This window comes from Haladaptatus salinisoli (genome assembly GCF_020614375.1).
Lineage (GTDB): Archaea > Halobacteriota > Halobacteria > Halobacteriales > Haladaptataceae > Haladaptatus > Haladaptatus salinisoli.
The window spans coordinates 412,115-432,783 of the sequence record NZ_CP085330.1 but is presented as its reverse complement, the minus strand read 5'-3'; the positions used below and the strand labels follow the sequence as shown (position 1 = coordinate 432,783).

General features: G+C 67.7%; 20 protein-coding genes and 1 pseudogene. 15 read left to right on the top strand and 6 right to left on the bottom strand.

The genetic code is table 11. The annotated features are described in order from the left end of the window. Positions 1–239: 239 nt before the first annotated feature. The 7 genes from LIX00_RS22695 (at position 240) to LIX00_RS22665 (ending at position 8,575) form a co-directional block, all read left to right on the top strand. Positions 240–2,159, top strand: coding sequence for an asparagine synthase-related protein (locus LIX00_RS22695; RefSeq protein WP_227356793.1), 1,920 nt, complete (start codon positions 240–242; stop codon positions 2,157–2,159). After that, positions 2,156–3,823: an alkaline phosphatase family protein gene (locus LIX00_RS22690; RefSeq protein WP_227356792.1), complete on the top strand. Its 1,668-nt coding sequence runs from the start codon at positions 2,156–2,158 to the stop codon at positions 3,821–3,823. The genes LIX00_RS22695 and LIX00_RS22690 overlap by 4 nt, the downstream gene beginning before the upstream one ends. Before the next feature lie 4 nt (positions 3,824–3,827). Beyond that, a complete protein-coding gene (locus LIX00_RS22685) occupies positions 3,828–4,847 on the top strand; it encodes a lipid II:glycine glycyltransferase FemX (RefSeq protein ID WP_227356791.1) in 1,020 nt (339 codons plus the stop codon). 28 nt (positions 4,848–4,875) lie between these two features. Continuing rightward, entirely contained in the window at positions 4,876–5,970 is a 1,095-nt protein-coding gene (locus tag LIX00_RS22680) for a hypothetical protein (RefSeq protein ID WP_227356790.1), read from the top strand. Between the two features lie 138 nt (positions 5,971–6,108). Beyond that, positions 6,109–7,230 (top strand): hypothetical protein, encoded by a 1,122-nt coding sequence (locus LIX00_RS22675; protein ID WP_227356789.1) that lies wholly within the window; start codon positions 6,109–6,111, stop codon positions 7,228–7,230. Positions 7,231–7,330: 100 nt separating this feature from the next. After that, positions 7,331–7,594, top strand: coding sequence for a hypothetical protein (locus LIX00_RS22670; RefSeq protein WP_227356788.1), 264 nt, complete (start codon positions 7,331–7,333; stop codon positions 7,592–7,594). 300 nt (positions 7,595–7,894) lie between these two features. Beyond that, entirely contained in the window at positions 7,895–8,575 is a 681-nt protein-coding gene (locus tag LIX00_RS22665; RefSeq protein ID WP_227356787.1) for an MBL fold metallo-hydrolase, read from the top strand. A gap of 112 nt (positions 8,576–8,687) precedes the next feature. On the opposite strand, the pseudogene LIX00_RS22660 reads toward LIX00_RS22665, so the two are convergent. After that, positions 8,688–9,128, bottom strand: a pseudogene (locus LIX00_RS22660) (ADP-dependent NAD(P)H-hydrate dehydratase); the annotation flags it as partial. A gap of 216 nt (positions 9,129–9,344) precedes the next feature. Here LIX00_RS22660 and LIX00_RS22655 point away from each other — a divergent pair. Continuing rightward, complete coding sequence (locus LIX00_RS22655; protein ID WP_227356786.1) at positions 9,345–9,521, top strand: hypothetical protein; 177 nt, start codon at positions 9,345–9,347, stop codon at positions 9,519–9,521. Between the two features lie 56 nt (positions 9,522–9,577). Here the strand turns inward: LIX00_RS22655 and LIX00_RS22650 are convergent, their stop codons facing one another. Together LIX00_RS22650 and LIX00_RS22645 are read right to left on the bottom strand one after the other, a co-directional pair. After that, positions 9,578–9,982, bottom strand: a complete 405-nt coding sequence (locus tag LIX00_RS22650; protein WP_227356785.1) for a CBS domain-containing protein — start codon at positions 9,980–9,982, stop codon at positions 9,578–9,580. Positions 9,983–10,104: 122 nt separating this feature from the next. Continuing rightward, positions 10,105–11,889: a S9 family peptidase gene (locus LIX00_RS22645; RefSeq protein WP_227356784.1), complete on the bottom strand. Its 1,785-nt coding sequence runs from the start codon at positions 11,887–11,889 to the stop codon at positions 10,105–10,107. A 125-nt stretch (positions 11,890–12,014) separates the two neighbouring features. On the opposite strand from LIX00_RS22645, the gene LIX00_RS22640 reads away from it, so the two are divergent. The 7 genes from LIX00_RS22640 (at position 12,015) to LIX00_RS22610 (ending at position 19,526) form a co-directional block, all read left to right on the top strand. Beyond that, the gene (locus LIX00_RS22640) at positions 12,015–12,437 is read left to right on the top strand and encodes a CBS domain-containing protein (RefSeq protein WP_227356783.1); all 423 of its coding nucleotides are present in this window, start codon (positions 12,015–12,017) and stop codon (positions 12,435–12,437) included. Between the two features lie 188 nt (positions 12,438–12,625). Further along, entirely contained in the window at positions 12,626–12,826 is a 201-nt protein-coding gene (locus tag LIX00_RS22635) for a hypothetical protein (RefSeq protein WP_227356782.1), read from the top strand. Positions 12,827–13,019: 193 nt separating this feature from the next. After that, on the top strand, positions 13,020–14,207 hold the full coding sequence (locus tag LIX00_RS22630) for a sialidase family protein (RefSeq protein ID WP_227356781.1): 1,188 nt from the start codon (positions 13,020–13,022) through the stop codon (positions 14,205–14,207). Between the two features lie 44 nt (positions 14,208–14,251). After that, entirely contained in the window at positions 14,252–15,478 is a 1,227-nt protein-coding gene (locus LIX00_RS22625; protein ID WP_227356780.1) for an outer membrane protein assembly factor BamB family protein, read from the top strand. Beyond that, complete coding sequence (locus tag LIX00_RS22620) at positions 15,475–16,266, top strand: hypothetical protein (protein WP_227356779.1); 792 nt, start codon at positions 15,475–15,477, stop codon at positions 16,264–16,266. The genes LIX00_RS22625 and LIX00_RS22620 overlap by 4 nt, the downstream gene beginning before the upstream one ends. A 188-nt stretch (positions 16,267–16,454) precedes the next feature. Continuing rightward, positions 16,455–17,891, top strand: a complete 1,437-nt coding sequence (locus LIX00_RS22615; RefSeq protein ID WP_227356778.1) for a sulfatase-like hydrolase/transferase — start codon at positions 16,455–16,457, stop codon at positions 17,889–17,891. A 93-nt stretch (positions 17,892–17,984) separates the two neighbouring features. Continuing rightward, positions 17,985–19,526: a flippase gene (locus LIX00_RS22610; RefSeq protein ID WP_227356777.1), complete on the top strand. Its 1,542-nt coding sequence runs from the start codon at positions 17,985–17,987 to the stop codon at positions 19,524–19,526. A 29-nt stretch (positions 19,527–19,555) separates the two neighbouring features. Here the strand turns inward: LIX00_RS22610 and LIX00_RS22605 are convergent, their stop codons facing one another. Genes LIX00_RS22605 through LIX00_RS22595 form a run of 3 tightly spaced genes read right to left on the bottom strand, consistent with a single transcriptional unit; the run spans position 19,556 to position 20,246 of the window. After that, complete coding sequence (locus LIX00_RS22605; RefSeq protein WP_227356776.1) at positions 19,556–19,762, bottom strand: DUF7563 family protein; 207 nt, start codon at positions 19,760–19,762, stop codon at positions 19,556–19,558. Positions 19,763–19,767: 5 nt separating this feature from the next. Then, complete coding sequence (locus LIX00_RS22600) at positions 19,768–19,974, bottom strand: DUF7835 family putative zinc beta-ribbon protein (RefSeq protein ID WP_227356775.1); 207 nt, start codon at positions 19,972–19,974, stop codon at positions 19,768–19,770. Continuing rightward, on the bottom strand, positions 19,971–20,246 hold the full coding sequence (locus tag LIX00_RS22595) for a hypothetical protein (protein WP_227356774.1): 276 nt from the start codon (positions 20,244–20,246) through the stop codon (positions 19,971–19,973). The genes LIX00_RS22600 and LIX00_RS22595 overlap by 4 nt, the downstream gene beginning before the upstream one ends. Positions 20,247–20,669 lie beyond the last annotated feature (423 nt).

The following is a 20,669-nucleotide window of genomic DNA, read 5'->3' as shown; positions in this document are numbered from 1 at the left end:
ACCCTGAACGCGCGGTAAGCGCGGGCATTCGAAGTACAGGCCGCTTATAACAATACCGAGACACGTTCATTCACTTTCTCGTGAAATCAAATGAAGAGAAACGCGCGCCGAACCCGACTCCGACGTCTCACCGCGAGAGAGCGGTCGATTCCGTTGCCGAAGCACGGTCGAACTAGCAAACGCTACGCTGACGCTACGGAGTCGAAGGGTCGCGGTATCGGAGCGGGAGGGAAGGCAACATGGTAGGGCTGTTCGGTGCCTTCGGAGAGCGAAGGCGCGGCCTAGAGGCGCTTCCGGACACGACGTGGTCGGACGACGAGCGAACCGCGACCTTCTCCGACGAACGCGTCGCGGTGACGAACTCGTTCCACCCGGTGACGGCCGACGAGCAGCCGGTTCGAACGACCGACGGCGACGCGCTGATATGGATTCAAGGGGACGTGTACGGCTTCGAGCGCGGCGGGTCGTACTCGCCTCGCCCGACGGTGCTGGACGCGCCGACGTACTGCGCGAACCTCTACGATGCCTACGGCATCGAGTTCGTGGACGGTCTCAACGGACAGTTCGCGGGCGTCGTCTACGACCGCGAGGCGGGGAAGGTTCACCTGCTGACCGACCGACTCGGCTCGTACCCGCTCTTTCACGCGACCGCCTCCGGAACGCTGCTGTGTTCGACCGACGTGCAGTCGCTCCCGTCCTACCCCGGCCTCGAACCGTCGTTCGACCCGGATTACCTCGCCGAGTACCTCGCCTTCAAGCGTTCGTTCGGGGTGACGACGCCGCTCTCCGGCGTGGAGAAGCTCCCGCCCGCCACGGTGACCACCCTCGACTTGGACTCGATGACCACCGACGCGCGCTCCTACTGGCGGCCGGAGTACACCCCCGTCGACGCGCCGTTCCGGTTCTTCGTCGACCGCTTCACCGACCTCTTCCGGCGGGTGCTCGACGAGTGGACGCGCGACGACCTCGACTACGGCCTGCTGTTGAGCGGCGGGAGCGACTCGCGACTCGTCATGGCCGCGATGTCCGAACCGGTCGTCGGATTCCACATGAACGACTGGCCGAACCGCGAGGCGAGAACCGCGAAGCGAGTCGCCGAGGTCGCCGGAAACGAGTTCGTCTTCCTCCGGCGCGACCGCGACTATCGGCCGCGGGCGCTCGAACGGAACGCCCCGCTCTCGAACTTCGACGGCTGGTTCACGCAGGCGTACCCGACCGGCTTCGCCGACGAGATAACGGATTCGGTGGACGTGTTGCTGTCCGGGCTGTACTCCGACACGTTGTTCAAGGGACACTCGCTCTCGTCCCCGCGGGTGTCGATCGGCCCGCTCGGGACGGTGACGCTCCCCATCGAGGACCGGGTCGAATCGGTGGACGAGTTCGTCGACCGACTCGCCGTCGGAACGCCGCCGTACCTCGACGGCGTCGACCTCGACCGGGTGCTCCGGGAGAATATCACGGACGAGGGCGAGTACGTCGACCACCACGGCGTTCGGTATCGCTCGCTCCGGGAACTCGTCGTCTGTGGCGACTACTACCCGCTCTCGAACGACACCGAACTCATTTACACGAACGCCCTCCGCCAGCTACGTCCCTACCGTACCCCGTTCCTCGACAACCGCCTCGTCGACCTCCACCTCTCGATGCCGGTTCGGTATCGGCTCCGGCGGAACGTCGTCCACCGGGCGATAGAACGCCTCTCCCCGCGGCTCGCGGCCGTTCCGCACGCGGGGTCCGGCGTCCCGATCGACCGCTCGTTCCCGGCCGAGTACGTCGGCAAACACCTGAACGCGCTCCGGCGGAAGTTCCTCGGCGCGGAGGAACTTCCCGAACCGTGGTTCACGCACGGCCCGTGGTCGAACGACGCGGAACTCGTCAGGAACCACGGCTTCGTCGCGGACGCGCTCGCCGAGAGTCGCGCCACCGTCGAGCGACTTCCGTTCCTCGACTGGGACGGCGTGAAACGGTGCTACGGCGACCACCTCGACGGCGCGGACAACACGGTCGAACTGTACACGCTGTTGACCCTGCTGAAGATGCCGGTCACGGAACGCCTCCGCGACCGCGACGCCGATTCCGAGGAGAGCGAGGCCACCGGCCGCCGCCCGCCCCAATCGCCGCCGACGGCCGCGGCCGGGAGTCGGGGTGACGCCCGATGAGCGACCGAAACGGGCTTCGAGCGCTGGTGATCGGTCTCGACGGGGCCTGCCTCCCGGTGCTCGAACCGCTGTTCGAGGCGGGTGCGCTCCCGAACCTCGAACGACTCGTCGGCGAGGGCGTCGCCGGGCCGCTGGAGTCGCAGGTGCCGCCGTGGACGCCCAGCGCCTGGCCCTCGATGTACACCGGCGTCAACCCCGGCAAGCACGGCGTCTTCAGCTTTCTCGACTACGACGGCTACGACTGGGACGTGGTCGACGGAACGGACGTGCGGTCGGACGCCCTCTGGGAACTCCTCTCGGCGCGCGGCTATTCGAGCGTCGTCGTCAACGTCCCCGTGACCCACCCGCCGGGCGAGTTCGACGGCGCGCTCGTACCGGGGTACATGGCCCCCGAATCCCCGCGCTGTCACCCTCCGGGTCTCCTCGACGAACTGCGCGAGGCGCTCGGCGACTACCGGGTGTATCCGAACTCCGACGGCGTCGGCGGGGCTCGCGCCGTCTCGGAGTACCGCGCGGTCACCGAGATGCGCGGCGACGCCTTCCGCTACCTCGCCGACCGGTTCGACCCGGACTTCGGGTTCGTCCAGTTCCAGAGCACCGACACGGTGTTTCACGAACACCCCGGCGAGCGGGGGATGGTGCGGGCGGTGTACGAGGCGGTGGACGAACAGGTCGGGCGCATCCTCGAGGACTGCGACCCGGACACCGTCCTCGTCGTCAGCGACCACGGCATCGGCGAGTACGACGGGTACGGATTCTACCTCAACGAGTTCCTCGCGGAGCACGGCTACGCGGCGGTCTCGCGGGGCGGCGACGGGATGCCCTCGTGGGTTCCGATTCGCGACGGGCGACTTCGCGCCGGCGACGATTCGTCGGACGACGCCGGACCGTCGAAGCGACTCGCGGCGCTCGCCGCCCGATACGGCTTCACGACCCACCGGGCGGGCAAACTGCTCGAAGCGGTCGGTCTCCGTGACGTCGCCGCCAGAATCGTCCCCGACCACGTCGTCCGCGCGAGCAGCAGACAGGTCGATTTCCCCGCCTCGCGGGCGTTCATGCGGGCCAGAATCGAGTGCGGCGTCCGAATCAACTTGCAGGGACGCGAACCCGATGGCGTCGTCCCGCCCGAGCGGTACGAGGAGGTGCGGACGGAGCTGATCGAACTCCTGCGCGGCGTCGAGACGCCGGAGGGCGACCTCGTCTTCGAGGACGTCGCCCGGCGCGAGGCGTACTTCGACGGCCCCGAGGCCGACCGGGCTGTGGATATCGTCACGGTCCCGGCCGACTTCGACCACTTCCTCTCCGCCGAACTCCACGGACGCGCGTTCGCCGCCCCCGGTCAGCCGTGGAACCACAAGCGCGACGGCGTGGCGATCGCGGCGGGCGAGGGCGTCGACGGAACGCTCGACGGCGCGCACATCTTCGACGTGACGCCGACCGTGCTGGCGCTCTTCGGCGTCCCGAAGAGCGTCGAGATGGACGGTTCGGTGCTATCTTGCGTCGAAGCGAGCGGCGAGCGAGCGTACTCGACGCGGCGCGAGCGACCGCAGTGGGCGGACGACGAGACGAGGCGAGACGAAACCCGGAGAGGCGGAACGGAGCGACGCGACGGAGAGGACGAATCGATAGCGAACCGACTGACGGCCCTCGGCTACTTGGAGTGATACCATGACGATAACGATACGAGAAGCGGACGACGACGCGCTCGACGAGTGGAACGCCTACGTGGAGCGTTCTGAGCACGCGACGCCCTTCCATCGGCGCGAGGCGCTCTCGCACCTCGCGCGAACCGCGAACGCGGAACTGCGACCGCTGGTCGGCTACAAGGGGCAGGAACCGGTCGGCATCTTCCCGCTGTTCGAGACGACGACCGGCCGGTTTCGGATGGTCTACTCGCCGCCGCCGCACCTGGAGGTGTACTGCCTCGGTCCCGCCCTGCTCAACTTCGAAAAGCTCAAACAGCGGAAGGCGGAGCGCCGGCACCGGGAGTTCATCGACGGCTGTCTCGACTGGGTGGACGCGGAACTGGCTCCGGACTACGTCGACGTGCGGACGGTGGACGGTTACTCCGACCTGCGACCGTTCTCGTGGAACGGGTTCGACGTGTCGCCCTCGTACACGTACGTCCTCGACCTCACCGCCGACGACCTGCTGATGCAGTTCAGCCGCGACGCCCGGAGCAACGTCCGGGACTGCGACGAGGAGTGTACGATTCGGGAAGCCGGCGTCGAAGGAATCGAGGCGGTCATCGGGCAGGTTCAGGACCGCCACGAGGCGCAGGGCAAGGAGTATCGAATCGACCCGGCGTTCGCGACCGAACTGTTCCACCGATTGCCCGACGGGCGGGTCAGACCGTACGTCTGCGAACGCGACGGTCGAATCCTCGGCGGTATCGTCGCGCTCGAGGGGGACGACACCGTCTATCGCTGGCAGGGCGGCGCGAAACCGGACGTGGACTTTCCCATCAACGACCTGCTCGACTGGCACATCATGCAGGAGGCCGAATCGCGGGGGCGGTCCCGGTACGACCTCGTCGGCGCGAACCTCCCCCGACTCTGTCGGTACAAATCGAAGTTCGGCCCGGAGCCGGTGCCCTACTACACCGCCCAGCGAAAGACGACGCGGATGCGGGCGGTGACCGGCGTGTATCGGCGACTGCCCGCCCCGCTCAAGGTATTCTCCGAGTGAACGACGACGACACCCTCCACCGATTCCGATGACGACGAAGAAGGATCCCACCGAAGACGGACTGAATCGACGCTCCTACCTGCTGGCGGCCGCCGGCGTCGCCGGGACGCTCGCCGGCGTCTCGTCGGTTCTCGCGGACGAATCGCACCCCGGCGACGACTTCGAGGCGGGCGATATCGGGCGGTCGGCGTTCGTCCTCGAACAGGGGGACGCGTGTCTCCCGCTCGCCGTCGTCACGTCCGACGAGAACCTGCCGGTCGAGGAGTTCTACGACTACCGGTCGTCGGACACCGACCCGACAGGTTGGTACAGCGCGTACGGCCCCGCCAAGGCGTTCGAACAGGCCGGAAACAGCGTCCTCTACCTCTACGACGGTCCGAACGGCACGAGCCTCGTGTTCATGCACGGCAAGCGCGGCGGCGACAGCGGCGGGGCGGTGACGCTCGACTTCTCGGGCCTCCCCGCCGACGGCGAGTGGGCGGTCACGGACGACCAGTACAACGCCACCACGAACTACGACCGTTTCGAGCGGTCGGGCGACGACTCGACGGTGGACTGGACGTGGGCGACCGACCCCCGAAACGGCGGCGGCTCCGACGGCGGCGCCTTCCGCGGCGTGACCGACGACGCCGAGGTTCGAATCGACCCCGCGTTCAACGAGGAGGCGCGACTGTACGGCGAACACTACGTTGGCGAGGTCGAGCGGTGGAACGTCCTCGTCGCCGACGCGGACGAACCACGGTGGTTTTCGCTCGACATGGAGACGCCGGTCGTCGTTCGGTCGGGCGAGTGCGCCGGGTCGGGAACCCCTCCGACGCGGACGACGACCGCTTCGCCCACGACGACGCCGACGACCACGACGACACCCCCTCGAACGACCCGGACCACGACCCGGACGACTCCGACCACCTCGCGGACGACCTCGACGCGGACGCCCGCGACGAGCACCCGACCCGCCACGACCGCGCCACCGTCGACGATTCGGTCGACGACCGCGGACGAAGTCGGCGGCCCCGCAGCGCGGACGACCGAATCCGACGGACAGGCCGGATTCGGCGCGGTAGCCGCGCTCGGCGGACTTCTCGGCCTCGGGTTCCGGGCGCTGTCCCGGCGCGAGGAGTGAACACGCCGTTCCTTTGCGCCCCGTCTCGCCGCCGAAGTCCGTCTCGCTCGCCCGACGATGTACTTATACTTTCGCGTCGTTTCCCAACTTCTCGAAATCGTTGTATTATTATTTGATATGAACGTTCGAATTACAGTCGTGCCCTCCGAAAACTCCTCGCCCGAGCGAGCGTCCCCGTTCGCGACGAACGGGGAGCATCCGTCTTTGAGCGCGTCGAACCGAGGACCGGTCGCGCTCGCGCTGCTCGGCGTCGGTTGCTTCGAAGCCCTCGTCCGGTATCTCGAAATTCTGACGACGAGCGCGAGTCCGCACCCGGACGTGACGACGACGTGGCGACCGGTCGCCGAGGCGGTGCTCGCCGGAACGCCGCTGTACCTCACCGCTTCCGTGGACAACAAGCCGCCGCTGTTCGAGTATCTCAACCTCGCGGTCGCCGCGACGAACCGGTATCTGGGGGTGTTCCTGCTCCTTGTCGGCCTCGCCAACGGGACGGTCGCGTACCTGCTCTGGCGGGTGCACGCGGAGTCCGGCCGGAGCGTCGTCGGACTCGCCGGCGGCGTCTTGTTTCTCGCGGCCGTCCCGCTCGTGAACGGGCACGCCGTCAACGCCCGGTCGTTCACGCTCGTCGGGATGCTCCTCGCGCTCCGCCTGCGACGAGCGACCTGCGGCCTCGCCGTCGCCTCGGCGGGGCTGTTATCGCAGTACGGAGCGCTCGCCGCCCCCGCCGTGCTGTGCGACCGTCTCGCGTCGGACGCGGCGGAACGGAGGCCGCCGGGACGGTTGCGATGGGGGGTGCGGTTCGTCGGCGTCGCGGTCGCGGCGGCGGCGGTCGGCTACGCGAGCGTCTTCCTCGTCTGGGGCGAAGCCGCGTTCGCGGCGAGCCTCGACCGAACCCTGTGGGCGTCGCGGCGCTACGTGTTCGAGTGGACGCCGTCGCTGTGGAACGGGACGGAGACGTGGGCCGCGCTCCACCGACGAACCGCGCTCACCCTGTGGCACCTGCTCTCGCTCGCCGCCGTCGGCGTCCTCGTCGTGGTTCGCCGCGGATTCGGCGTCGGGCGGGGACGCTGGTCGCCGGAGCGGCGGACGTTCGTATTCGCGGCGTCGTTCTGTCTCCCGCTGTTCGTTCGCCCGTTTCCGACGTACTGGGTGTATCTCCTGCCGTGGCTGGCGACGCTGTCGGCGGTCGGACTCTTCGCCGTCGTCGGACGGGTGCGAGAAGCGCACCGCCGATTCCGGTCGTCGGGCGGTCGAGGATGAGGTTCGCGGACCGGCCGAGTAGGCGACGCTTGTGCTCCGGAAGCGCCGACGCACGCGGATCATACTCTTGGAACCGCGCCCCGTGTTCCGTACGAGATCGATGCCCACTCGGAACACCAGCGACGCATACGACGCGACGGACGACCCGACCTGCGAACGCTGCGGCGGACGCGCGGCGGTCAGGGTGACCTGCACTGCCATCGGACGATCGGTCGCACCCGGACGCCGGTCGTCGGCCGCGTTCGCCGGTCTGTGCCGCGACTGTCTGGCGACGTTCCGCGCCGACCCCGACCGCTCGTTCGGGACGCTCTTCGACCGGTCGTCCGCCAACGCCCAGCGCTGTATCAGGGTCGAGCGGTTGTAGATTCTGAGCGAGTCGAAAAGAGCGAGTCGCGGAAACGCGTGGCAAACACGCCGAACGCGCCCCAACAACCCCGAACGTACCGCGGAATACGCACAAGGAAACGCGAACGAGGCCGGAGGTGGCCGTCCCCCGTCACCGCGACGGTTCGGAGGAACTCACAGGCGTTACCGACCGTTCTTCTCACGAAGCCGTTCTATTCGATCCGAGTCGGAGATTCGACGAGCCACAGGTCGAAGTGACGGGGAGCGAAAACCTGTCGAATATGCGGAGTATTAAACCTGTGAATCCGTACTGTCACCGATGGCGACGCAACTTTCGGAAGGGCTCTGGCACGTGGATTGCCGAACCCGAGACAGGCCAAACGTCTACATCGTCGACGATGGCGTTCGTACGCTCGTGGATGCCGGGTGGCCGGGCGACGAGGAGACGGTTCGCGACGGTCTCGACGAAGCGGGATTCGAACCGGAAGATATTGACCAAGTCCTGTTAACGCATTACGACGCCGACCACGTGGGCACCCTCGCGAGACTGACGCCCTCCCTCGACGCCCCCGTCTTCGTCCACCGCGACGACGCTCCGTACGTCGCCGGTAACCGACTTCCCCCGTGGACCGCCCGAAACGGTCTCGAAACCTTTCATCGGCTGTACTACCGCCGGCTCACCCTCCCGAATCTCCCGATACGTCGAATCGGAGACGGCGACGAAATCGGTTCGTTTCGTGCGTATCACACTCCGGGCCACACGCCCGGACACGTAGCGTACGTCCACGAGGGTCTCGACGCCGCTTTCATAGGTGACCTCGCCTTCGAGGTCGGCGGTCGGCTACGACCCTCCGGTCGCGTTACCAGCTACGACCCGCGGTCGGTCGAGGAGAGTATTCGAACGCTGCTCGACAGAACCCGTCGGTTCGACTACGTCTGTCCGGGGCACGGTCGTCCGCTCGAAGACGGGCGCGCCCATCTATTGCGGACTGTCGAGTGATACCCGTCAATCGTCGGGGACGAGTAGTCCTGCGAGCGCGTCCGAACTCGGGTAGCGATACGCACCGGCTCCGGCGATTCTCCGGGGTCGGTTGCCGAGCGGGGGTTCGGACTCAACGAATGGTGTCGGGGATCCGTTCGATGACGTCCGTGGCGACGAGACCGTTGCCCCGCTCGGCCGTCGCGAGTTCGCCGGCCTTCCCGACGATCCACGCGCCGAGCTCGGCCGCCTCGGCGCGGTTCAGTCCCTGACTGAGCAGGGAGGCGATCACCCCCGTCAGCGTGTCGCCCGTCCCGGCGACCGTCAGCGCCGGCGTGCCGGTCTCGTTGGTCGTCTCCTCCCCGTCGACGACGATGGTGTCGACGTCGCCGGTCATCACGACGATGGCTCCCGTCGTCTCGGAGAACCTCTCCAGCGACCCGTACTCGTCGACGACGGCCTCCTCTTCCCCCTCGTCGGGCGCGAAGACCGTGTTCGAGAGGTCGCCGCTCAGCGCCGGTTCGATGGCGACCGCGTCGACGATGACCGGGAGGTCGACCCTCGCCAGCGTCTCGCGGGAAACCGACGCGCCGACGGGCACGTCTTCGCGCTCCGTCGCGAACTCCACCGCCACCACCGACGCTCGCTCCGCAACCGACCGACGATAGCGGCGTCCGTCCTCTCGGACGAGGAGGCGAAAGAACGCGCCCTCGCCGCCGAGGAACGGTACCTCACCGAGCGGCTCCGGAACGCGTCCTGTCTCACGGACTGGGGGACGTACCCGACGACGATGGACGAGCGGGCGACGGTCACCGAGCGCACCGCCGAGGGCGTGTCCGTCGAGGTCACGCACCCGTACTCGTACTCGACGGAGAAGACGGCGGCGGACGGCGGGTCGAACGCGCTCTACGTCGTCACCCCCGAACGCTCACGCCGCGTTCGCGGCGACTCGGTGACGCCCTGTTGAGCGTTCCCGCGTGCGTCGCCCGCCCTCTCAGGTCACCGACCGTTCGATGGAGCCGACTACGACGGACTCGGCGTCTGGACGTGCGACAGGTAGGACGCGAGGTCCGTCGACGAGATGATGCCGATGACGCCTTCCGCGTCGTCGAGGACGGGCACGTGGTGGAAGCCGTGCTCTATCATCGCGTCCGCGACGTCGCGGATGGAGTCCTGCGCCGTCGCGGTGACGACGTCCGTCGACATGTAGGTCGAAACCGCCGTCTTCGCCTTCGGCTGGCTCTTGGCGACGATTTCGACGAAATCGGTGGTTGTCAGGATACCCTTCAACTCGTTCTCCTCGTCCACCACGAGCACCGAACCGATTTCCCGGTCGAGCATCGACCGGGCGGCGTCTTCGACGAGCGTATCCGGGGAGACGGTGTACAGGTCGGTGGTCATGAGCCGACCGACGAAAATATCCTCCATGCGTGCTCTCCGCCCCGAATGCGTATAAGGATTGTCACCACGTCCCACTCTCGGTCGACTGCGCCGCAGTAGAACGTGAAATCGAACCGTGGAATCGGCGACTCGGGCGCGGTCGTTCGTCGCTACGCGTGCTCGTCCAGGAACGAGGCGATTCGTTCGAACTGCGCTATCAGGTTCTCCCGCGAGGTGGTGTGGTGTCCTTCGTCCTCGAAGATGCACGTCTCGACCGGAACGCCCCGACGGCGAACCTCCTCGGCGATCCGTCTCGCCTCCCCGACCGGGACGCGGGGGTCGTTCGCGCCGTGCTGGATGAACAACGGACAGGAGATGCGATCGGCCTCGTGGATGGGGCTGATATCTTCGAGGAGTTCCCGGTCGTCCGCCAGCGACCCGTACTCGCGCTCGCGGTGCGAACGACGCCACTCGCCCGTGTTCTCCAAGAAGGTGACGAAGTTGGCGATGCCGACGAAATCGACCGCCGCCGCCCAGAGATCGGGGTACTCGGTGATGGCCGCGAGCACCATGAACCCGCCGTAGGAGCGACCGTAGGCGACGATTCGGTCGGGGTCGACGATCTCCCGCTCGCGGAGCCACTCGACCGCCGCCGCGATATCCCGCACCGAGTCCATCCGCTTTTCCACGTCGTCCAGGTGGGCGTACGCCTTGCCGTAGCCGGACGACCCGCGGACGTTCGGTTCGAAGACGGCGTAGCCGCGCCGGAGGTAGTACTGCTTCATCGGGTAGAACCACGGCCTGCGTTGGTGCTCGGGCCCGCCGTGGATGTCCACGATGACGGGCGTCTCGCCCGGCCTCGCGTCCGCCGGACGCGTCCAGTAGGCCGGAATCGTCCGACCGTCGAACGATTCGTATCGAACGGTCTCCGGTTCGCGGAAGGTGTCGCGCGGGATGCCGAGCGTTCCGGAGTCGGTCCACCGCTCCGCCGCACCGGTCTCGGGGTCGAGGAGGTAGACGCTCTTCGGGTCGTCGCTCCGGCTCAGCGAGAGCGCGCACCGCCCTCCGTCCGGACCGAACGCGAATTCGGAGACGACCCCCTCGGGTAGGTCCGGGTCGGGGAGCGATTCGACGGCGGCCCCGTCGCTCGCGAGTCGGCCGGCCGATAGCTCGGAGTAACCGTCCGCGTTCCGACTCCAGACGACGCGCCCAGTCTCGGAGTGGAGGGCGAGTCGCTCGACGTTCCACTCGCCGCCGTCACAGACGACCTCGTGGGTGCCGTCGTCGAGGTCGATTCGACCGACGTAGGCGGTGTCGGTGCCGCGGTTCGTCACGCAGTAGAGGTCGCCGCCGGGGCCGAACTGCGCGTCCGCGTAGCTCGCTTCCGCCCCGTCGGTGAGCCCGCGGCGGTCGCCCGTCTCGGGGTCGAGGAGGGAGAGATTCTGGTCGAAACTGGCGTTCGCCTTCGAGAGGACGATGCCCGGCTCGCCCCACGTCTCGACGCCGAGAAAGCCGCCCTCGCCCTCGCGGACGAGCGTCGCGTCGCGGTCGTCCCGACCCTGCACGTACACGTCGAACCTCCCGGGGTCGTCGCGGTTCGCGGCGAACGCGACGCGGTCGCCGTCGGGGCTCCAGCCGCCCCAGAGGTGTATCGCCTCGGGAACGTCCGTGAGTCGGGTTTCGGTTCCGTCGGTCAGATCGTACCGGTAGAGCTGGTCGCGCTCGTCGCCCCCCTCGTCCATGCCGAAGACGACCTCCGGACGGGTCGGGGACGCCGAGACGAACGAGACTCGCTCGTCGTGGGTGGTGAGTCGGTCGGGCCACGCGTTCGGCGAGTCGAGCGTCCAAACCTGCGGCGTGCCCGTCGTGTTGACGAGGAAGACGAGGGCGCCGTCGACGGTGAGGGTCGGCGACTCCGCGGCGTCGATGCTCAGATAGCGCGAGACGGGATACATGCTGGTTCGAGGGAACGCGAGGGTAAAAGAACTCGGCTCTACCGTCCGCTTCTCCGGTACTCCTCCGTCGTCGGACGGGCGGCCAAACCTTTGATTGATATCCAGCGTCCATATTCGACCGAACCATGCCCGTAGGTAACTTGGCTGTCGACGCAGTCACGGCAAGCAAAGATACCGCGGTCGAAGAACTGGCCGGTACCATGAAAAACGAGGGTATCGGGGACATCGTCATCGTCGAAGACGAGAAACCGGTCGGCATCGTGACCGACCGCGACATCGCCCTCGCGGTCGGGGACGGTTCGGACGTTTCGTCCGCGAAGGCGAGCGACCTCATGACCGAGGACCCGCTGACCATCGAAGCCGACGCGGAGGCCGTCGAGTTGCCGAAGAAGATGGCGGACGGAAACGTGCGCCGCGTTCCGGTCGTGGACGAGGACGGAAAGCTACAGGGAATCGCGACGCTGGACGACGTCGTGTCGACGGTCGGCGAGGAACTGGAGGACGTGTCGACCGTCATCGAATCGCAGTCGCCGGGCTACTCCACCTGACGGGGTCGCGCGTCAAGTACCGTAAAACGCGAAACCGAATCGACCGCCTCGCTCTTCTTTCGAACGAGTACCGTCGGCCGGCTACGACGTCCGCCGCGGGCGACGTCCTCCGCGACGACGCTCGGATAAATCAGCGTCTCACGATGTCACAGAAAAATTAAAGTATGTGCCGTCATGACATAGTACACATGGGAATGCTAGTGGCGCTGCCGGAGGTGTTAGAGCTGGTTCGCTGGCTCAACGCGACGATTCCGTTCTTCACGGTGCTACCGGCGTTCGTCGGAATCGTCGTCCTCTTCCGGTTTTTCCTCTCGGAAATTCGTCTGGGGCGGCCCACTCCGACCCATCCCGACGGGGAGTACCGGTTCGACCCGGACGACTTCGATTGAGCGGGGCTGACCGCTCTGGCGGTTCCGTCGCGGCGAGGGGGAGAAGTCACCGTCTAGAGGCGTTCGTAACCGGACGCGAAACGTCGATAGCGAACACTCTCTCCGGATCGCCGTCTCGGCCGACGCGAACGACCCCCGGTTCGCCACCCTCGGGCGAAAGGTCATTTCCGTTCCGCGCGAGTACGACCTCCCGATGGAACGCTCCGCTCGCTCCCCTCGCGGATTCGTCGCGTTCTACCGGCGCTACACGAAGACGTGGCTGCACGCGCTGGCGACGGCGGCGCTGACCGCGTTCGGGATGTTGACGTTCTTGCACGACGGGTTCGCGGTCGTCGCGCTCGCCGTCTACGTCGTCCCGCCGGTCGCGCTCTACCTCTCCGGGGGAAATTTCGGCGGCGTCGATGCGGACGGCACCGACGCCGCCGGCGTCGATTCCGCGACCGAATCCGCGTCCGACTCGGAGGACGCTCCCATCGACCCCGACGAACCGGCGGCGGGGACGGCGAGTTGGACGACGGCCGACGTCCCGACCGACGCGACGCTGTTCGACGCCGGCGTCACCGACGCCGGTGCGCACGCCGTCGGCGAAGGGGGTGTCGTCCTCGCGCGCGCGACCGAGCGCGAGTGGCGCGTCGCGCTTCCGGACGGACCGGGCGCGGAGGCGAACGACCTGCGCGGCGTCGACGCGACGACCGACGGAAGCGCCGTCTGGTTCGCCGGCGACGGCGGCGCGCTCGGTCGGTTGAACCCGGAGACGGGTCGGCACGCCGACCACTCCGCGCCGTCCGGGGTCACCGACAATTGGGCTGACGTCGCCGTCGCGGGGTCGGACGGCGACGAGACGATACTCCTCGTCAACGGCTCCGGTCAGGTGTTGCGCGGCCGCCGTCGAGACGGGGACGTCGCGTGGGACGCCCCCGTAAAACCCGGAAGCGGGTCGAGCCTCTGCGCCGCGGCGCTCGTCGATACGTCCGTCGGCTACCTCTGCGACACGAACGACTGCGTTTTCGAGACGACGGACGGCGGCGAGTCGTTTCGACGGGTCGGCGTCGAGAGCGCGGACGGAACGTTCACGGACGTCGCAGCGACGGCGCGCGGCGACTGCGCCGCGACCGCCGACGACGGCGTCCTCCACCGGTACGACGACGGGAACTGGACGCCGGTTCGACTCGGCGACGAGGCGCTCCGGGCGCTCGCGCTGGACGACGGTCGGGCCGTCGCGTGCGCCGACTCGGGAGTCGTCTACGAGCGCGCGGGCGCGACCGCCGACTGGGAGCGCGTTCCGACGCCCGCGACCGGGGCGCTTCGAGGGGTCGCGCTCGGCGCTCGGCGGGCGGTCGCGGTCGGGGAGGGCGGGACGGTCGTCGCGCGCGAGGAGTGAAATTACCAAGAAGTATTTACCACGGCCGGGGAACAATCCGGGAGATGGTCCCCGACGTCTCCCGAAGAACCGCCCTCTCAGGACTGGGAACCGCCGTCTTCGGTTCCTGTACCGTCCTCGCCGACCGGGTCGGTAGCGACGTCGCTCCCGACGAACGCGACGCCGGCACCGACTGGCCGATGGCGCGCTACGACGCCGCCGGAACCGGATACAACCCGGACGCAGTCGGGCCGAAACGTGCCGCCCGAGTGAAGTGGCGACGCCGACCGGAGCGATTCTCGGGCGGCGTCGCCTCGCCTGTCCTCCTCGGCGATACCCTCTACGCGATCGGTCGAGGACTGGTCGCGCTCGACGCGGCGACGGGGGCGACGCGCTTCTCCCGCGAGGGGCCGTACCGGTCGAGTCCGGCGCGGGCGGACGCGGAAGCCTACGAGACGGACACGCTGGCCGTGACCGCCCCGACCGGCGTTTACGGCCTCAACGCGGGCGGCGGGATTCGCCTCTTCGACTACGAGTTCGGCGTCGAACGATGGCACGGGTCGAGCCGCGAACCGAGCTTCGATTTCTTCGGTTCGCCGAGCGCCGTTCCGCCCGTCACCGTCGGGAGCACCGTTTACGCGACCGTTCCCGGACCTGCCCCCGACGCCGCTCGCATCGTCGCGCTCGACGCGAGCAGCGGCCGCGAACTGTGGCGACGTTCCTCCGGCGACGAACTCCGCCGTCTCGCGTTTCGCGACGGAACGCTGTTCGCGGTCAACTGGCCGTTCCGCGTCAGCGCGTACGACGCGACGACCGCCGACCGTCTGTGGACACGCGACCTCGACGAACAGATGGTACTCGCGCCGACCGCGACGGACGATGCCGTCGTCGTTCCCCACCGAACCGGCGTCGTCGCCCTCGATTCCCGCGACGGGAGCGTTCGTTGGCGATTTCGGCACGACGGAAACGCGACCGAGGGTGCCGCCGCCGTCGCGGACGGTCGCGTCTTCGTCGCGTCCGCGGGGGACGACGGGTCGCTGTTCGCGCTCGACCTCGCCACCGGGGATGTGCTCTGGTCGGCCCCCGTTCTCGGCGAGCGGACGCCGGTCGTCGCCGACGGCGTCGTCTACGTGTCGGCCTCGTTCTCCTCCGAACTGGTCGCGCTCGACGCGGCGACCGGGGCGGTTCGGTGGCGGTTCGAAACGGGTCCGGCGTCTCCCCCCGCCGTCGGTGACGGCGTGCTGTACGTCGTCTCTCACGGCCGCGTCGTCGCGCTGGAGGAGGGGCGATGAGCGACGGTGCGCGGTTTCCGGCGTTCGACGCCCGCTCCGGAACGCATCGAACCACGACCGGGATTCTCGGCGAGGCCGTCCGTCGCCTCGGCCGCGACCTCGGACTCGTCGCGCCGTTCGTCGCGGCGGGCGTCGTCCTCAGCGTCGTCGGTCGATTACGACGCGTCGACGCGGTCCCGACGCGAGTTTCCGACGGTCTCGGCGAGACGACGGTGAGGGTGCAGTTCTCCCTCTATCCGACGGGTTCCGAGACGACGGGGCTCCCCCTCGCGGCGCTCGTGGATATGAAACTCCCGTACCTCCTCTGGGCGGTCGGCTTAGAGCTCCTCGCGTTCCTCGCGGTCGGTATCGCCGGGTGGTACACGCTGGCCCGAGCGTTCGACGCGGAGCGGACGACGGGGCGATTGCTCACGTACCTGACGTTCGTGGCCGCCGTCCAAGCGACCTTTCGCCTCCTCGGCGCGGTCGACGGTCTCGGACTCGTCACCCTCGTCGCGCTCGTCGGCCTCTTCGCGGCGTTCGTTCGGTTGTTCGTCGCGCCGGCGCTCGTCGTCGCCGGCGCGGACGTTCGAACCGCGGTCCGACGGAGTTCGCGGCTCACGGCGGGCGAGGGCGTCACGGTGTTCGGTCTCGTCCTGGCGGTCGGCCTCTCGGCGTGGATTATCGGGAGCACGCCCGTCGTCGGCACGTTCGTGAGTTCCGCGGTCGTCGCCCCCGTTCACGCGGTTTCCATCGCCGTCTTCCTCGATTCCTTCGAATCTGTCGAACGGTCGCCGCGACCGCGGTGAGTCGAAGTGAGTCGAGAGCGCAGCAGAAACACCGACGCCGGACGACCCCGTCTCCGACCCGTCGCCGAGCGCGATTCCGACCCTCCCCCGACCGGCGGATGTTACGCCGCGTCGACGTTCGGCTAACGGTCGATATCCAAAATTTCTGGCCAACACCGTTTTACCTTCCATGTGCAATCAGGGTAGCAATGGCTCCCGCAGCAGACGACGACGCGAACGAGCGTCGCAACGTCCTCGTCGTGTGTCTCGATACGGTTCGCGCGGACTTCTTCGCCGACTACGCGAAGCGGCTCCAGCGGCTCGCGGACGTTTCGTTCACCCGGTGTCGCGCCGCCAGTTCGTGGACCGTCCCGAGCCACGCGAGCATGTTCACCGGGGAGCTCCCCTCGAACCACGGCGTTCACACCCACAACCGCCGGTTCGACACCATCGACCGGGCGGAGACGTTCCTCGACGACCTCGACGGCTACACCGCGTTCGGCGCGAGCGCGAACGCCTTCGTCAACCCCGACTACGGCTTCGACTCGTGGTTCGACGAGTTCTCCCCCGTCGAACCCAAACACCGCTACCCCGAAGCGACGAGCCTCCGGGAGGCGAGCCGACGCGTCGACACCAGCGGTCCGGATAAGTACGTCGAGTACCTGCGGGCGGCGCTGACGCACGAATACCCGGTTCGGAGCCTGAAGAACACCGCGCTCGGCTACCTCCACGAGCTGACGAAAGACGGCCCGGTGCCGAAGGGCGTCGACGACGGCGCGTCGGCGGTGCTCCGCGCCGCGAAGCGCCACATCGACGGAATCGATCGCCCGTACTTCGGCTTCTGCAATCTCATGGACGCGCACACACCGCTTCAGCCCTGTCTCGCGTTCGATTCGTCCCTCCAGCGCGTTCCGAACTCGTGGACGTCGAGCCGGTACGGCGTCTGGGAGCTGATGGACGAACCGGGGGAACACGACGACTACTGGCGCGCCCGAAAGGAGGTGTACGGGGCGACCATCGAGTACCTCGACCGCGTCGTCGCGGATTTCGTGACGGACGTGCTCGAACGGTCCGAGCGCGAGACGACGATAATCGTCACCTCCGACCACGGAGAGAACCACGGCGACGAGGCGGACGACTTCATGGCGAACCACAAGAGCAGCCTCTCGGAGGGCCTGCTCCACGTTCCGCTGTGTATCGTCAACCCGCCGGAGGGCTACGACGACCGCGAGACGGAGCCCGTCTCGCAACTCGCGCTCGGCGACCTGGTCGTCGGGCTGGCGCACGGGCGGACGCCCGACGTGGAGCGCGATCGGATTCCCGCGGAGCTCATCGGGATGAGCGCGGGTCCGGAGCCGCCGTCAGACTACGAGTACTGGGACCGAGCGATTCGGTGCGCGTACGACGGGACGACCAAGACCGTCTGGGACTCGCTCGGCACCCGCATCGAGTACGAACTCGACCCCGACCGCCCGTCGTGGCAGCGGCGGGTCGAGACGACGGAGGGGACGCCGGCCGTCGAATCCGAGTTCTTCGACGAGCCGATAGCGGACGCGAAGGAGTCGGCGCGGAACGGCTCCCCCGACGCCGACGCGGACATCGATTCGACGACGGAGGCGCGCCTGGAGGAACTGGGCTACCTGTGACCTCCCGGGCCGCGGCGGACGCGACGAGCGCTCCCCGCAGGGCGAAAGCGGAAGGGATAATTCCCGGTAGTTCACTACCGTCTCCCCACGCCAATGGCTGACCAGTCGTCGGACTCGTACTCGCCGCTCCGGTCGCTCTCCCGCGGCGCGTCGTTCTTCATGGTCGGGAAGGGGCTCGACAACGGCCTCCGATTCCTCATCACGCTCGTCTTAGCGCGCGGACTCGGCGGGGTGCTGTTCAGCGTCTACTCGTTCAGCTTCATCCTCCTGCAGTTCGTGGAGGTGTTGACCAATCTCGGGACGGACCAGTCCATCATGAAGTTCGTTCCGCAGTACGAGGACGCCCCGAGGAAGCGACGCCGGATGCTCGGCCTCGCCTACCTCACCTCGCTGGTCGCGGGCGTCGTCGTCGCCGCCGCCCTCTACTTCGCCGCGCCGGTCGTGACGCGCTTCGCCGACGAAGCCTACCGTCCGTACCTCACCGGCGTCCTTCGGGTGCTGGCGCTCGTTCTCCCGCTGAACACGCTCACGAACTGCATCAAGAGCGTCTTCAAGGGCCTCGAACTGCCGGAGTATCAGGTCTTCATCATGAACGTCCTGATTCCGATCACCCGCTTCGCCGCGGTCGGAATCGCGCTGTTGCTCGGCTACCAAATCTTCGGCGTGGTCGCCGCGACGGTCGCCGCGACCGTACTCGTGTTCGTCGCGGCCGTCTGGCTGGTGCTGACGAGGACCGACCTCCGACCGTCGTTTCGCGCGTCCCGGTCGGAGGTCGTCGAGTTCTACGACTTCTCCCTTCCGCTGACGCTCAACCAGGCCGGGTACGTCCTCTCGAACCGCGTCGACATCCTGATGGTCGGCTTCCTGGGCGCGTACATCGCGAGTCCGGACGCCGCCGGTATCTACCGGAGCGCCACCGTGCTAGCCGGACTGCTCATCCTCCCGCTGAGCGCCTTCAGCCAACTGTTCCCGCCCATCGCCTCGCGCATGTACAGCGACGGTCGGATGGGCGACTTGGAGTCGCTCTACCGGCGGGTGACCCGGTGGTCGTTCACGATGGCGCTGTTTCCGGCGGTCGGCGCCATCGTCTACTCGAACGAACTGCTCACGCTCTTCGGGGACGGCTTCACCAAGGGACAAGGGGTGTTGCTGTTGTTCGTCGTCGCCCAACTCACGAACGCGAGCGTCGGTCCCAGCGGGTACGTGCTGATGATGACCGACCACCACTACCTGACGCTCGTCAACCAGTGGGTGCTGGGCGCGTTCAACGTCGCGCTCAACTACCTGTTCATCCAGCAGTTCGGCCTCATCGGGGCGGCGGTCGCCAGCGCCACGGTCATCGCGGCGGTCAACCTCCTGCGAATCGCCGAGGTGTGGTACACGGAGGGGCTGTTCCCCTACTCCGTAAAGTACGCCAAGCCGGTGTTCGCCGCGGCGGCGGCGGCGCTCGTCATGTACGGATCCAAGTACTTCCTCACCGGTCCCGTCTCGCTTCCCGTCTCCGGCGCGCTCGCCGCGCTCGTGCTGGGCGCGATCGGAGGTGTCCTCGGACTCGCCGCGTTCGCGGCGGTGTTGTACGCACTCGGCATCGAGCGAGAAGATCGGGAGTTCTTCGCCGATTACCTCCCCAGTTGAGCACCGGGTCGCTTCGGCTCTCGGGGGCGCTACTCGTACCCGACGCGCGCCGCGCCTCGGCGTACCGCCCGTTTTTCGAGACAGGTGAAACACCCGTACACCTCGTCGACGTTGTTCCCGAACACGCGGGCGAACTGCGGCGTGACGAACGCACCGCACTTTCGACAGCGGTTCCGCGACGGCGCGCTCGGTCGTCGAACGCGAACGCCGCTCCCGGTGGGCGTGTCGTGCGCCATGGGTGTCAGGCGTTGTTCATCCGGACGGCGGTCGTCTCCCCGCACCATCGGCAGGTGGCGACGCGGTACGGCTCTCGCGAGAACTCGGCGTTGTCGCTCGCCTCGTTCTCCGTGAGAATCGAAATCTCCACCTGATGCGGGGTGTCGGTTCCACACTCGTCGCAGGCTTCGACGAAGTCGTCGAACCCGTCTTTCTGTTTCGTGGCTGTCATGGGTGGGACTGTTCGGTGTTACACGGCGAAACTAACCGCGGGCGTTCGCGTCGCCGTCGCCGCTCGTCTCGATTTTCGTTCCAGGAGAGTTCGTAGCCGAGCGATTCTCGGAGGTCGGCGTTGACCACGACGTCAGTCTCGTGCTGCGGGTTGCCGTAGAGCGTCTGCTCGGGTGCCTTTGCGCGCGTCGAGTGCTGTGGCGGGCCGTATCCCGTCTCTTCGATGGGCTGCTCCGTCGTCGCGTTCCCACCACGGCGCGGTGTATTTGACATGGGTGCCAACTCCGGTCGGTTCGTTTCGGCGGTCGAGGTCACTCGACCCACTCTATTCGACCGCCGCTACTCAAAAAGGAATTCTGACCAGATTCTCAAAACACGGGACGGCTCGACGTCCGGCCCCGTCGCCGTCACCGGCGACCCCTCCTCCGGACACCCCCGGTGGTCTCCGCGGGGTCGGCCGAACCGAAGTCCGCCGGTTCGTGACCGCGACGCCCGTTCGTCGTCCTTCGGGCGCGCTCCGCGCGGCGTCGGCCTCCGGGGGCGTACACAAAAACCGTGAGAAACGGTCGATTTCGGCCGAGTAATCGCTCGTTTCGTTCGCGTAGGAAGGCACGGCGCGACCGGGGCCGCGGTCAATCGAACGATACCGCGGTGTGGATTGCCGAAACGTGTCACGGCGGGTTCGATTCGATGTAC

Bases quoted from the DNA above. Each gene is read 5' to 3' on its own strand.
- LIX00_RS22695 (WP_227356793.1), top strand. From the start codon at position 240: ATGGTAGGGCTGTTCGGTGCCTTCGGAGAGCGAAGGCGCGGCCTAGAG.
- LIX00_RS22690 (WP_227356792.1), top strand. From the start codon at position 2,156: ATGAGCGACCGAAACGGGCTTCGAGCGCTGGTGATCGGTCTCGACGGG.
- LIX00_RS22685 (WP_227356791.1), top strand. From the start codon at position 3,828: ATGACGATAACGATACGAGAAGCGGACGACGACGCGCTCGACGAGTGG.
- LIX00_RS22680 (WP_227356790.1), top strand. From the start codon at position 4,876: ATGACGACGAAGAAGGATCCCACCGAAGACGGACTGAATCGACGCTCC.
- LIX00_RS22670 (WP_227356788.1), top strand. From the start codon at position 7,331: ATGCCCACTCGGAACACCAGCGACGCATACGACGCGACGGACGACCCG.
- LIX00_RS22665 (WP_227356787.1), top strand. From the start codon at position 7,895: ATGGCGACGCAACTTTCGGAAGGGCTCTGGCACGTGGATTGCCGAACC.
- LIX00_RS22655 (WP_227356786.1), top strand. From the start codon at position 9,345: ATGGACGAGCGGGCGACGGTCACCGAGCGCACCGCCGAGGGCGTGTCC.
- LIX00_RS22650 (WP_227356785.1), bottom strand. From the start codon at position 9,982: ATGGAGGATATTTTCGTCGGTCGGCTCATGACCACCGACCTGTACACC.
- LIX00_RS22645 (WP_227356784.1), bottom strand. From the start codon at position 11,889: ATGTATCCCGTCTCGCGCTATCTGAGCATCGACGCCGCGGAGTCGCCG.
- LIX00_RS22640 (WP_227356783.1), top strand. From the start codon at position 12,015: ATGCCCGTAGGTAACTTGGCTGTCGACGCAGTCACGGCAAGCAAAGAT.
- LIX00_RS22635 (WP_227356782.1), top strand. From the start codon at position 12,626: ATGGGAATGCTAGTGGCGCTGCCGGAGGTGTTAGAGCTGGTTCGCTGG.
- LIX00_RS22630 (WP_227356781.1), top strand. From the start codon at position 13,020: ATGGAACGCTCCGCTCGCTCCCCTCGCGGATTCGTCGCGTTCTACCGG.
- LIX00_RS22625 (WP_227356780.1), top strand. From the start codon at position 14,252: ATGGTCCCCGACGTCTCCCGAAGAACCGCCCTCTCAGGACTGGGAACC.
- LIX00_RS22620 (WP_227356779.1), top strand. From the start codon at position 15,475: ATGAGCGACGGTGCGCGGTTTCCGGCGTTCGACGCCCGCTCCGGAACG.
- LIX00_RS22615 (WP_227356778.1), top strand. From the start codon at position 16,455: ATGGCTCCCGCAGCAGACGACGACGCGAACGAGCGTCGCAACGTCCTC.
- LIX00_RS22610 (WP_227356777.1), top strand. From the start codon at position 17,985: ATGGCTGACCAGTCGTCGGACTCGTACTCGCCGCTCCGGTCGCTCTCC.
- LIX00_RS22605 (WP_227356776.1), bottom strand. From the start codon at position 19,762: ATGGCGCACGACACGCCCACCGGGAGCGGCGTTCGCGTTCGACGACCG.
- LIX00_RS22600 (WP_227356775.1), bottom strand. From the start codon at position 19,974: ATGACAGCCACGAAACAGAAAGACGGGTTCGACGACTTCGTCGAAGCC.
- LIX00_RS22595 (WP_227356774.1), bottom strand. From the start codon at position 20,246: ATGTCAAATACACCGCGCCGTGGTGGGAACGCGACGACGGAGCAGCCC.